The following is a 12,520-nucleotide window of genomic DNA, read 5'->3' as shown; positions in this document are numbered from 1 at the left end:
GGCAGTCGCGCCTTCACCACGACAATGGCGTTCCACGACGAGGGGCATGCTCCGCAACGGGAGTGGAGCACCATTCTCGTCGCGGAGGGTGCTTCTCGTCGCCCCATCACAGCGCAACGCATCGACTTGACTTATTCGAACATATCTTCGAATAATTGGTGCATGGGAACGGGCGCGACCATCACCGCACTGCGCCGGCGCATCGCCGAGATGCAGCCGACGCGCCTCGACGAGCGCGCCCTGCCGACCGAGCGCGGCCTCGCTCCGCTGCTCCCCGGCGGCGCCCTGCGACGAGGCGCCTCGTACTCCGTGCGGGGCTCGCACACGCTCGCCCTCGCGCTTCTCGCCGAGGCATCGGCCTCGGGCCTGTGGTGCGCGCTGATCGGCTACCCGGATTTCGGCGCCGAGGCCGCGGCGGGCCTGGGTCTCGCCCTCGATCGCTGCGTGCTCGTTCCGCAGCCCGGCGACCACGGGGTCGGTCTCGCGGGCCTCCTCAGCGAGGCCTTCACGATCGTCGCGCTGCAGCACTCCGGCCGCGTCTCCCCGGGGGAGGGCGAGCGCGTGTCCGCCCGGCTGCGCGAGCACGGATCCGCTCTCGTCGTCACGGGCGAGTGGCCCCGCGCCGAGAGCACGCTGCATGTCACCGCCTCGAGCTGGAGCGGGCTCGGGCAGGGCACGGGGATCCTCGAAGCGCGGCAGCTGACCGTGCGTTCGCAGGATCGTCGCGGCACCGGGCACCATACCGTGCGGCTGGTCGGCGGCGCTCTCCGCGAGCCCGCCCGCACCATCGCGCTCCCCGCCCGAGACGCAGACGGCAGGCGGGGCGGGGCCCGGCCCGGAGCACGAGAGACAGTCGCGCGGTGAGCCGAACCGCCGCCGCGAACCACGCCGCCGAACGCATCGTGGTGCTCAGGATCCCCGACTGGCCGGTGCACGCGCACCTCATCGAACGGGCTGCGACCGATGGCGTGTCGACCGATCGCGCGGCCGCCGACCGCGCGCCGAGCGACGGCACCGCAGCGAGACAACAGCGCCCCGCCCCCATCGCCCTGATCGCCGACCATCGCGTGGCCGCCTGCAACGAAGCGGCACGCGTCGAAGGGGTGCGCATCGGACTGCGACTGCGCGAGGCGCAGAGCCGCTGCCCGAGCCTCGCCACCCACCCCCACGATCCCGCGGTCGACGAACACCGCTTCGCCCCCGTGCTCGCCGCGCTCGAACGTCTCGTCCCCCACCTCGAACCGCTCCGCCCCGGCCTCTGCGCGATGCGCGCGCGAGGCCCGGCGCGCTACTACGGCGATGAGGCCACGGCTGCGGGCGCGATCCTCGGCCTCGCCGAGCGTCTCGGCTTCCACGAGGCGACGATCGGGATCGCGGACGGTCGCTTCGCCGCCGAGCAGGCCGCCCGTGCAGAGCCGGGCGCTCCGGGCCTCGAGAATCCGCGGCCGGGCGTGCGCATCGCACGCGCCGGCGGATCGGCCGCATTCCTCGGCCCCCTTCCGGTCGACCGCGCGGCGGGGCACGATCTCGCCGCCGTGCTGCACGGTCTCGGCATCCGCACGCTCGGCGCGCTGGCGGCGCTGCCCGAAGCGGCGATCCGAGAGCGCTTCGGCGCTGAGGGAGTCGCCGCGCACCGCCGGGCCACGGGCCTCGGGGCGCCCCACCGTCCGGAGATCCTGCCGCGCGCCCCGGCGCGCGAGTTCGCGAGCGAACTCGCCTTCGAACCTCCGATCGACGGCTCCGAGCAGCTCGCCTTCGCCTGCGTATCGCTCGCAGAGGAGTTCATCGACGGTCTGGCCGATGCGCGCCTCGTCAGCACCGCGCTCCGGATCGAGCTCACCGACGACACCGATGCGCGCTACGAACACGTCTGGTTCCACCCCCGCCACTTCACGGCGGCCGACGCGGTGAACCGGATCCGCTGGCAGGCCGACGCCATGCCGCGCGACGTCGAACGCGGCGGAGCGGGGATCACCCGCGTGCGCCTCGCGCCGGCGCACGCGGACCGCGCCTCCGCGCACGAACCCGGGCTCTGGGACAGCGGCCCGGACGAGCGCGTGCATCATCATCTCAGCCGAGCGCAGGGGCGGCTGGGGCACGCCGCAGTCGGCACGATGCAACTCGTCGGCGGGCGGCTGCTCGCCGATCGGCAGCGCTTCGTCCCCTGGGGCACCACGGCGGGAACCTCGCGGCGCGGCGCCCGACGGGCGGCGCACGCGCGCGCTCCGGGGCCCTGGCCGGGAGCGGTCCCCGCACCCGCACCCATTCGGGTCTTCGCGAAACCGCTTCCGGTCGAACTGCTCGACGGGGCCGGGCAGCGCGTGCGCATCGACGAGGACGACCTGCTCGCCGCCGATCCGGCTCGTTTCCGGCCGGAGCGGGACTCGTCGGCCCGAGCGGTGCGCGCCTGGTCGCTGCCCTGGGCCGTCCGGGAGCGCGCGTGGGCCGGCACGCCGCCGCGGTTCAGGCTGCAGGTGCAGCTCGAGAGCAGTGAGGCCTGGCTGCTGTTCCACGAGGCGGATCGCTGGTTCGCCGAGGGCCGTTACGACTGAGCCGGGGCTATCGGATGAGATGGAACAACACGCCCATTCCGTGGCGCGAATTCGAACGGCGGCTCTCCGGGCGCGGCGCCACCGAGGCCGAAGAGCGCGGCGCCGCCGCAGGAGAGACCACCGCACCAGACGTCACGGCGCCGGCGGAAACGGCGCCGAGCGCGGAACCCGTCACGCGGGCACCGATCATGCCCTACGCCGAGCTGCACGCCCACTCCCACTACAGCTTCCTCGACGGCGCCTCCTCCCCCGAGCAGCTGGTCGCCGAAGCGACGCGGCTGGGGCTCGTCGGGCTCGCGCTCACCGACCACGACGGCTTCGCCGGCGCGGCCCGCTTCGCCGAAGCCGCCGAGGCAGCGGAGACGCGGGCGAGGAAGGAAGCGGAAGAGGCCGAACGCGAGCGGAGGCCGCTCTCCGAGCGCAAGCCCGCGCTGCTCACCGTCTACGGCGCCGAGCTCTCCCTCGGCCTCGACGCCCCGCAGCTGGGAGCGGCCGACCCGGCAGGCACGCACCTGCTCGTGCTCGCCCGCGGCGCAGAAGGATACCATCGGCTCGCCGCCGCGATCACCGAGGCGCAGCTGAACGGGGGCGAGAAGGGGCGCCCGAGCTACAATCTCGAGGCGCTCTCGGCGGCGAGCGGCGGCGAGTGGGCGATCCTCACCGGCTGCCGCAAAGGCGCCGTGCGCCGTGCGCTCGACGGGGCGGGCAACCGCAGCGACGGCGAGGCCGCAGCGCGACGGGAACTGGATCGGCTCACCGCGCTCTTCGGCGTCGACCGCGTGCACGTCGAGCTCACCGATCACGGCCATCCCGAGGACAGTTCCCGGAACACCCGCCTCGCGGCGCTCGCCGACGAGTTCCGCCTGCCCACGATCGTCACGGGCAACGCGCACTACGCCACGCGGCCCGAGGCGGCGCTCGCCGAGGCCATGGCCGCGGTGCGGGCCAGGCGCAGCCTCGACGAGCTGGATCCGTATCTGCCGGCGAGCGGGATGGCGCACCTGCGCAGCGGCGACGCGATGCTCCGCCGCTTCGCGCAGCATCCCGATGCCATCGCCCGCACCGTGCCCCTCGCCCGAGAACTCGCCTTCCCCCTCCGAGCAGCGCGCCCGCGTCTCCCGAAGCTCGAGGTGCCCGAGGGCCACACGCAGATGAGCTGGCTGCGGCGGCTCGTGCGGGACGGCGCCGAATACCGCTACGGATCGCCGCTCCCCGAGCACGCGCGGGAGCGACTCGAGCGCGAGCTCGCCGTGATCGAGCAGAAGGACTTCCCCGGCTACTTCCTCATCGTGCACGACCTGGTGCGCGAGGCGCGCGAGCGCGGGATCCTCTGCCAGGGCCGCGGCTCCGCCGCCAACTCGGCGGTGTGCTACGTGCTGCGCATCACCGAGGTCGACGCCATCTTCTACAATCTCCCCTTCGAGCGCTTCCTATCGAGCCTGCGCGACGAGGAGCCCGACATCGACGTCGACTTCGACTCGGAGCGGCGCGAGCAGATCATCCAGTACGTCTACGAGACCTACGGGCGCCGCAACGCCGCCCAGGTGGCGAACGTCATCAGCTACCGCCCGAAGGCCGCGATCCGCGACGCCGCGAAGGCGCTGGGCTACAGCCCGGGCCAGCAGCGCGCCTGGACCAAGGCGATGGAGCGCTGGAGCGCCGTGGACGATCCCGACAGCCCGGTGCCCCTCCCCGTGCAGCAGCTCGCCCGGCAATTCCTGGGCGCCCCGCGGCACCTCGGGATCCACTCCGGCGGCATGGTGCTGACGGAGCGGCCCGTCGGCGAGGTCTGTCCGATCGAGCACGCCCGGATGGAGGACCGGACCGTGCTGCAGTGGGACAAGGACAGCTGCGAGACGATGGGCCTCGTCAAGTTCGACCTGCTGGGTCTCGGCATGCTCAGCGCGCTGCAGAAGACGATGGATCTCGTCGCGGCGGGCACCGGCGAGAAGTGGACGCTCGCCACGATCCCGCGGGAGGAGCCGGGCGTCTACGATCTGCTCTGCCGCGCGGACGCGATCGGCGTGTTCCAGCTGGAGAGCCGCGCACAGCTGAACACGCTGCCCCGGCTGCGGCCCCGCGAGTTCTACGACCTCGTGATCGAGATCGCGCTCATCCGCCCCGGCCCCATCCAGGGCGGGGCGGTGCACCCGTATCTGCGGCGCAGGAGCGGGCAGGAGCCGATCGCCTACCCGCATCCGACGCTCGAGCCGGTGCTCGAGCGCACCCTCGGGGTGCCCATCTTCCAGGAGCAGCTCATGCAGATGGCCACCGCAGTGGGCGGCTGCTCGGCGGAGGACGCCGATCTGCTGCGCCGCGCCATGGGGTCGAAGCGCGGCGAGGAGCGCATCGACAGCCTCAAGGCGACGCTCTTCGCAGGCATGAAGGAGAACGGGATCGAGGGCGACGAGGCGGACCGTCTCTACGAGCAGATCAGATCCTTCGCGGATTTCGGCTTCGCCGAGAGCCACTCGATCAGCTTCGCCCTGCTCGTCTACGTCAGCGCCTGGTTCAAGCTGCACTACCCGGCGGCCTTCCTCACCGGCCTGCTGCAATCGCAGCCGATGGGCTTCTACTCGCCCCGCGAGCTCGTCGAGGACGCGCGGCGCCACGGGGTGCGGGTGCTGCCGCCCGATGTGCAGCGCCCCCGCGTCCACGCCGAGCTCGAACCGGCGGAGGACGCCGGGGAGAGTCCCGCCGCGACGACCGGATCCCCCGGGCTCGACGCCTGCCTCGATCCGCAGCAGCCCCCGACCGGAGCGTTCGCCCCCGGCTCCCCCGACACGAGCGGCGCGCACCGCAGGGACGGCGCCTTCGCGGTCCGCCTGGGGCTCACCGGCGTGCGCGGCATCGAAGCCGCGGTCGCCGCGCGCATCGCGGCAGCGCGGACACGGGGCGGGCCGTTCTCCGACCTCGCCGACCTCGCCCGCCGCGCCGATCTGGATCGCGCCCGGATCGAGGCGCTGGCGGCCGCGGGCGCCTGCGACGGCCTCGGCCTCGGCCGCCGCGAAGCGCTCTGGTCCGCCGGCCCGGCCGCCGACAATCGCGAGCGCTTCCTGCCCGGCATCGCCGTGCACGTGCAACCTCCGCTGCTGCCCCTGCTGAGCGCGGCCGAGCAGACCGACTTGGATCTCTGGATGACGGGGATCCCCTTCGGCGCGCACCCGCTCGCGCTCATGCGCGACGCGCTCGACGCGCGCGGGACCGTCCGCTCCGACCGGGTGCGGCGCGCAGCGCCGGGCGGCCTCGTGGAGGTCGCCGGGCTCGTCACGCACCGGCAGCGCCCGGGCACCGCGAGCGGCATCGTCTTCGTCACGCTGGAGGACGAGGCGGGGAGCGTCAACGTCGTCACCTGGCGCGACGTCTGGGCGCGCTATCGGATCGTCGCCCGTTCCGCCCCCGCGCTCATGGTGCGCGGGATCCTCGAACGCTCGCCGGAAGGAGTCGTCAACGTGATCGCGGAGCACTTCGAGCCGCTCGCGGCGCCCACCGGCATCTCCTCGCGCGACTTCCGCTGACGCCCGCAGCGGCACGCGCCGACCCGCGCGGTAGGCTGGCCGCGTGAACGCCTCCACCGCACTCCTCACCGACCGCTACGAGCTGACGATGGTCGATGCAGCGCTGGCCGCGGGCACCGCGCAGCGGCAGAGCGTCTTCGAGCTCTTCACCCGGCGGCTGCCCGGAGCGCGGCGCTACGGGGTTGTGGCCGGGACCGGCCGCCTGCTCGAGGCCATCGAGCGGTTCCGCTTCGGCGACGACGAGCTCGCCTGGCTCGAGACGCAGGGGTTCCTGCGCCGGGAAACGCTCGACTGGCTCGCCGACTACCGCTTCAGCGGCAGCATCTGGGGCTACCCCGAGGGCGAGGTGTTCTTCCCCGGATCGCCGCTCCTCATCGTCGAGGCCGGCTTCGCCGAGGGCGTGCTGCTCGAGACCCTGGCGCTCAGCGTGCTGAACGCGGACTCCGCGATCGCCACCGCTGCCAGCCGCATGGTGAACGCGGCGAACGGCAAGCCGCTCGCGGAGATGGGAGGCCGTCGCACGGGCGAGCACAGCGCCGTCGCCGCGGCCCGCGCGTCATACATCGCGGGTTTCAGCGCGACGAGCAACCTCGAGGCCGGGCGCCGCTACGGCATACCGACCATGGGGACCGCCGCCCACAGCTTCACGCTGCTGCACGACAGCGAACGGGCCGCGTTCGAGGCGCAGATCGCCACCCTGGGCGAGGGCACCACCCTGCTGGTCGACACCTACGACACCGAGCAGGGCGTGCGCACCGCCGTCGAGGTGGCGGGCACCGGGCTCGGCGCGGTTCGCATCGATTCCGGCGACCTGCCGGTGACCGTGGCGCGGGTGCGCGAGCTGCTCGACGATCTCGGGGCCACGAATACCCGGATCACCGTGACCAACGACCTCGACGAGTACACCGTCGCCGCGCTGGCCTCCTCGCCGGTCGACTCGTTCGGCGTCGGCACGTCCGTGGTCACCGGCAGCGGAGCGCCGACCATGGGGATGGTCTACAAGCTCGTCGCCCGCACCGGGGACGACGGGGACTGGGTGTCCGTGGCCAAGCAGTCCGCCGACAAGGTCTCGAAGGGCGGGCGCAAGAGCGTGCGCCGACTGCTCGACTCCCGCGGCCGGGCCAGCGCCGAGCTGATCTTCATCGGCGACGGCCCGGGCGGCGAGGCCGAGGGCGAGGAGTTCGCGGACCGGTCCCGTCAACTGCTCGTCCCGCTCGTGGTGGTGGGCGAGACGCAACCGGGTCACACGGGGGGCGCAGGTCTGGAGGCCGCGCGCTCCCGGCACCGCGCCGCGGTCGCTGAGCTGCCTCCGGTCGCGATGCGGCTCAGGCGCGGGGATCCGGCGATCCCGACCGAGTACCGCTGACCGCGGCTCGCGGGTGCCGTCACTTGCGCATGCGCTCGTAGATCCGCTTGCAGTCGGGGCAGACCGGGAACTTCTCGGGATCCCGCGACGGCGTCCACTTCTTGCCGCAGAGCGCCCGCACGGGCTTGCCGGTGACCGCGGACTCCATGATCTTGTCCTTGGGCACGTAGTGGGAGAAGCGTTCGTGGTCGCCGTCCTCGACCTTGTCCTTCTCCAGCAGCTCCTCGAGTTCGCGGTCGAGCACATCGAGTCCGCCGCCGGAGTCCGGCTGGTCGCGCGTGAAGATACCCATGACACGAGTGTACCCGCGCCCGCGGATCGGGATCCCGGGAGGGTCAGTCGAAGGTCTGGGTGAGTGCGACCAGTTCGGGGCCGGCACGCCGGAAGATGCGTCCGCCGATCAGTGTGCACACGGCCAGGACGACCACTCCGTATGCGACGCCGAAGACGAGCGCGAACATGTTCTCGGCGAAACCCGGATCGATGAGCGCCGGAAATGCCACCCATACGGGCGGCACCGCGAGCAGCGCGGCGAGCAGCATCGAGAAGGTCTGCGCGGCGCCCGAGCCGGAGCCGACCACCGCCGGCTGCGCGAAGGGACTGTCGCCGGGACGGGTCGTCGGGTAGGGCATGAGCGCGGAGAAGACGCTCGAGCTGCCGCTCGCGCTCAACAGGATCGCCAGGTTCATGCCCGCCACGGCGGGCAGCATGCGCCAGTCCCCCACGAGCGTGACCGTGAGGCTCGAGCCGATGAGCACGAGCGGGAGCCCGATCATGAGCACCGGGAACAACCGTCCGATGCGATCATGACGTCCCTTGGTGCCGCTGGCGACATGCATCCAGATGGCCGTCGAGTCCAGCGCCACATCGTTGTGGACCGACCAGCCGAGCAGCAGCAGCATCACCGGGAGCGGCAGCAGCACGAGGGCCTCGAATCCCACTCCGGCGACCCAGAACGCGAGCAGCATCACGACCGGAGCGAGCGGAATCGCGGCGAGTGCCACGCGGTATCTCGGATCCCGCGCCCAGTAGGTGAGGGATCGGGCGCCGATCACCGAGGCGGGACGAGCCGGCACCCGCTCGAACCAGCCGAGCCCGTGACGGGCCGCGCCCGACTCGATCGGCTTGGCGACGGTGCTCAGCGAGACGCGCACGAGGAGGAACCACAGGAGACCCAGGAGCAGCACAGATCCCAGCGCGATCGCGAAGCGGAGATACGCCGCGGCTGCGTCGGTCTCATGCAGGAACACGCCGAAGACCGGCGCGCCGAACGGGCTCCAGGCGAGGATCTCAGCCGCATCGGCGGTCATCGTGCCGTGCGGATCCCTGAGCGCCTGCGCCACGGAGAACACGGCGACCGGCAGTGCGGCGATCAGCACGATCACCCCGGAGGCGCGCAGCGCACCCGACTGGTGGCGCGGCACCACGAGCCGGGAGAGCCCCGACGCGAGACGCGCGCCGGTCACGGCGAGCAGCAGCATGAGCAAGCAGGCGAGAGCAGGCGGCCAGGGCGAAGCCATCCACTCCGGCCGGAACAGCCAGAGCGAGACGAGCCAGACCAGCATCCAGAGCACGGGCCAGCTCAGCACCGTGGTGACGAGCAGCGCGAGGGCGACCGAGCCGGGGCGTTCGGGGAGCCCGGCGAACTGACGCGGCTCCAGGTGGCCACGATTCGCGAAGAACGGCACGAGCACCGCGAGGAGAAGCACCCCTGAGGCGAGCACCACGTCGATTGCGGCACGGTCGCCGGGATCATCCGAGAACCAGCGCGGCAACCAGGCCAGCGCGACCGCGCCGACCACCGCGACCAGACCGAGCAGCACGCGACGCACCACGGCAATAGGACGGCCGCGGAAGGCAGCGAGCAGCAGTGCAGCGCGGAGCCTCAGGAGCCGTGCAACCACTCCAGCCCCTTCCCAGCCTCTTCCGTCCGGGTCAGACTCCTGAACCGCTCCTCGAGGCTGACGCCGCCGCGCACCGCGTCGACCGTGCCCTGAGCGATCACCGCGCCGTCGACGATCACCGCGACATGATCGCAGACCCGCTGGATCAGGTCGAGGCTGTGGCTCGACATCACGACGCTGCCGCCGCCCGCGACGAACTTCTCGAGGATCTCCGTCACGTTCGAGGCCGAGACCGGGTCGATCGCCTCGAACGGCTCATCGAGCACCAGCACCCCCGGCGCGTGGATCATGGCGCACGCGAGGCCGATCTTCTTCTGCATGCCCGCCGAGTAGTCGCTGACCGGTCGTTCCAATGCGGATTCCAGGCCGAACGCCTGTGCGAGCTCGCGGGCGCGAGTGCTCAGAACCGCCTCTTCGACGCCGTGCAGGACGCCGGCGTAGTAGAGCAGCTGCGCGCCGGTGAGGCGATCGAACAGGCGGAGCCGGTCGGGAAGCGTGCCGATGAGGCGTTTGGCCTTGGGGCCGTCCGCCCAGACATCGATGCCGTGCACGGTGACGCGACCGGAGGTGGGCCGGTTGAGACCGCTGATCATCGACAGCACCGTGGTCTTGCCCGCGCCGTTCGGGCCGACGACCCCGATGAAGGATCCGGCGTGCACGGCGATGGAGACCTCCGCCGCCGCCAGCAGATCCCCATAGCTCTTCGTCAGCTCCTCGGTGCGCAGGACGATCGGATTGGCAGCCGCGGCGACGCCGCGTTCCCTGGCGCGCTGCACCGACGGAACCGGGATCTCGACGCGCTCGGCCGGGCGGGGCTGGGCCGGCGCGGGCTCGGGATCCCGAGCGGGATGCGGCGCCGGCGGTGCCGTCTCCTGGATCGCGGTGACGACGGACTCCGTGCCGGTGCCGGAGTACTCGGGAGTCGTTCGGGGATCCGGCTCCGGCTCAGCGACCGGCTCCGGCCCAGCGACGGGTTCGGGCTCCGGCTCGGCAACAGGTTGCGGATCGGCGACGGGCTCGGGCTCCGGCTCGATCACGGGATCCGTCTCGGCAGCGACCTCGGCTCCGGGTTCGGGATCAGCGTCGGCCGGCTCCGGAAGATCGGCTTCCGCACTCGCGTCGCCGGACGGCCGGATAACGGCAGCGCTGGCGGGCTCACCGGAGACGATCCTCCCGGTGACGACCCGACGCGACGCGTGTCGCTTGATCGTGCGCGGCAGCTCCGAAGCCTGATCGTCGATCGAAGCCGCCTCCTCGGCAGGAGACTCCGAGGCGGCAGCGTTCGGGTCAGACGAAGAATTCGGCACAGAGCTAACCTACCAAACGCAGGATGCCTCCGGGTTCGCCCCCGGAGCGGCGATGCCGACTCCGAGGGCGAACCGGCTACCACTCGAGGGTGCCGAGCGTCGCCGTCGTCTCGTACTGCTCCCCGTCGCGGTTGTATCCGATCGTCACTTCACTGCCGCCGGCCTGCATGCGGATGAGCGCTGTGACCGTGGTGAACGAATCGGCCAGGGCTCCGTTCACCGAGGTGATCACGTCGCCCGATCGCAGACCGGCCTCCTCCGCGGGGCTGCCGGGGGTGACCTCGCCGATCACGCCGCCCGTCTGCGTCGTCGCACTGGAGGTCGTCGCCTGGGTGACCCCGAGCTGGCCGTGCGAGGGCTTCTCGCCGTCGATGAGCGCGGCGACCACACGCGCGGTGAGATTGGACGGAACCGCGAAGCCGAGGCCGTCAGAGCCGGCGGCCTCACTCGTGGCAGTCGCCGAGGCGAGCGCCACGTTGACGCCGATGAGCTCCCCCTGGGCGTTCAGCAGCGCCCCGCCCGAGTTGCCCGGGTTGATGGAGGCGTCGGTCTGGATCACCGGGATCACCATCTGGGAGCTCGTCTGCTGCTGCTGTTGCTGCTGCCCCTCCGGGGACTCGAACTCGAACCACGGGAACGGGCTCGATCCCTCATTCGGGTCCTCCTGCTGGCTCTGACCGTCGTCCTGGCCGTCGCTCTGCTCGGGCACCATTGAACTCGACACGGTAATCCCGCGGTTGAGCGCGCTCACGATGCCACTCGTCACGGTGTTGGAGAGGTTCAGCGGGGCTCCGATGGCGACCGCGAGATCGCCGACGTTGATCGCGTCCGAGTCGGCGAACGTGATCGGGGTGAGCCCTTCGGCTTCGACCTTGATCACCGCGAGGTCGGAGAAGGGATCGGATCCGACCAGCGTTCCCTCTTGGAGTGTGCCGTCGCTGAACTGCACCTGGATCGTGGGTTCGGAGGTCGCACCCTCCAGAGTCGCGACATGCGCGTTCGTGAGGATGTAGCCGTCCTCGCTGTAGATGACGCCCGATCCCGATCCGCTCGCTGAGTTGCTCGACACCTGGAGCGTGACCACGCTGGGGGTGGCCACCGCGGCCACTCCGCTGATGGTGGTGGCGCTCTCGGTGTTGTTCAGCGTGAGCGTGCCGCCGCTCTGCGCCTGCACCGTCTGCGGGGTGCTCGCATTGTGGGCGACCACCGCAGCGGCCCCGCCGCCGACCAGCCCGCCCAGCAGCGCGCCGATGGCGATACCCGCGATGAGTCCGCCCTGCCGCGACCGGGGAGCCTCGCTCGCCGGCGCGGTGTCGGTCGCGGTGCCGCCGAATGCTGGGGGCACCGCTCCTCCGGCGGCCGTGGCACCGCTCTGAGGCTCGGCGACGGCCACCGCTCCGGCCTGGGGCGCGGCCGGCTGGCTCGAGACGTGTGGTGCGTCCGGCAGCGGCGTCGTGGGCTGCGTCGGGAAGCCCGTTCCGGCCGAATGGCCGGGATACCGGTCCGCGTGGCCGGAGGGAGCCGGAGCGGGCGCGGAGGTGTGGGGGGGCGCGGGGCTGGGCGCCACAGGGGCGGACGGCGCGTCGGGCAGCCGATGCGCTGCGGGGGTGCCGACCGCCTCGGGCGGGAGCGGCTGGGTGGGCGCGGTCGGCGTCGGATACTGCGTCGTCGCGTCCGGCTGCTCCTGCGGAGTCTGCGGAACCGGGCGCTCGGATTCAGGCGTGGTGCTCATCGGGGTCCTCCTGGGGTTTCGTGTTCCCAGGATGCCCGCCGAGTCTATGTTTTACATATACGCGGGCTGCACGCTACCTGCACGTTGCCGACCCGACCTCCAGTCGCTCGGGCATCTTCTCGATCTTGGCCGGGGAAGGGA

8 protein-coding genes are annotated in these 12,520 nt (G+C 72.1%); 4 read left to right on the top strand and 4 right to left on the bottom strand.

All coding sequences use genetic code 11. The features are described 5' to 3' along the window. Nucleotides 1-162 precede the first annotated feature (162 nt). From J4H92_RS04270 to J4H92_RS04255, 4 genes are read left to right on the top strand one after another with little or no spacing between them, the layout of a single operon-like run. Entirely contained in the window at nt 163-864 is a 702-nt protein-coding gene (locus J4H92_RS04270; RefSeq protein WP_208096413.1) for a hypothetical protein, read from the top strand. Next, the gene (locus J4H92_RS04265) at nt 861-2,552 is read left to right on the top strand and encodes a Y-family DNA polymerase (RefSeq protein ID WP_208096411.1); all 1,692 of its coding nucleotides are present in this window, start codon (nt 861-863) and stop codon (nt 2,550-2,552) included. Before J4H92_RS04270 ends, J4H92_RS04265 begins: the two co-directional genes overlap by 4 nt. Before the next feature lie 14 nt (nt 2,553-2,566). Continuing rightward, nucleotides 2,567-6,070, top strand: coding sequence for an error-prone DNA polymerase (locus J4H92_RS04260; protein WP_208096409.1), 3,504 nt, complete (start codon nt 2,567-2,569; stop codon nt 6,068-6,070). Between the two features lie 43 nt (nt 6,071-6,113). Beyond that, on the top strand, nt 6,114-7,436 hold the full coding sequence (locus tag J4H92_RS04255) for a nicotinate phosphoribosyltransferase (RefSeq protein WP_208096407.1): 1,323 nt from the start codon (nt 6,114-6,116) through the stop codon (nt 7,434-7,436). 19 nt (nt 7,437-7,455) lie between these two features. On the opposite strand, the gene J4H92_RS04250 is transcribed toward J4H92_RS04255, so the two are convergent. The 4 genes from J4H92_RS04250 to J4H92_RS04235 form a co-directional block, all read right to left on the bottom strand. Next, nucleotides 7,456-7,728 carry a DUF3039 domain-containing protein gene (locus tag J4H92_RS04250; RefSeq protein ID WP_208096405.1) on the bottom strand — a complete coding sequence of 91 codons (273 nt, stop codon included), beginning with the start codon at nt 7,726-7,728 and terminating at the stop codon, nt 7,456-7,458. A 43-nt stretch (nt 7,729-7,771) separates the two neighbouring features. After that, entirely contained in the window at nt 7,772-9,340 is a 1,569-nt protein-coding gene (locus tag J4H92_RS04245) for a hypothetical protein (RefSeq protein ID WP_208096403.1), read from the bottom strand. Continuing rightward, a complete protein-coding gene (locus tag J4H92_RS04240; RefSeq protein WP_341782991.1) occupies nt 9,322-10,647 on the bottom strand; it encodes an ABC transporter ATP-binding protein in 1,326 nt (441 codons plus the stop codon). The genes J4H92_RS04245 and J4H92_RS04240 overlap by 19 nt, the downstream gene beginning before the upstream one ends. 76 nt (nt 10,648-10,723) lie before the next feature. Beyond that, entirely contained in the window at nt 10,724-12,379 is a 1,656-nt protein-coding gene (locus J4H92_RS04235) for a S1C family serine protease (RefSeq protein WP_208096401.1), read from the bottom strand. Nucleotides 12,380-12,520: the final 141 nt, after the last annotated feature.

This window comes from Leucobacter weissii (genome assembly GCF_017565745.1).
In the GTDB taxonomy this organism is placed as follows: domain Bacteria; phylum Actinomycetota; class Actinomycetes; order Actinomycetales; family Microbacteriaceae; genus Leucobacter; species Leucobacter weissii.
Note: the sequence above shows the minus strand (reverse complement) of the source record. Positions and strands in the feature narration are given on the sequence as shown.

Bases quoted from the DNA above. Each gene is read 5' to 3' on its own strand.
- J4H92_RS04270 (WP_208096413.1), top strand. From the start codon at position 163: ATGGGAACGGGCGCGACCATCACCGCACTGCGCCGGCGCATCGCCGAG.
- J4H92_RS04260 (WP_208096409.1), top strand. From the start codon at position 2,567: ATGAGATGGAACAACACGCCCATTCCGTGGCGCGAATTCGAACGGCGG.
- J4H92_RS04250 (WP_208096405.1), bottom strand. From the start codon at position 7,728: ATGGGTATCTTCACGCGCGACCAGCCGGACTCCGGCGGCGGACTCGAT.
- J4H92_RS04235 (WP_208096401.1), bottom strand. From the start codon at position 12,379: ATGAGCACCACGCCTGAATCCGAGCGCCCGGTTCCGCAGACTCCGCAG.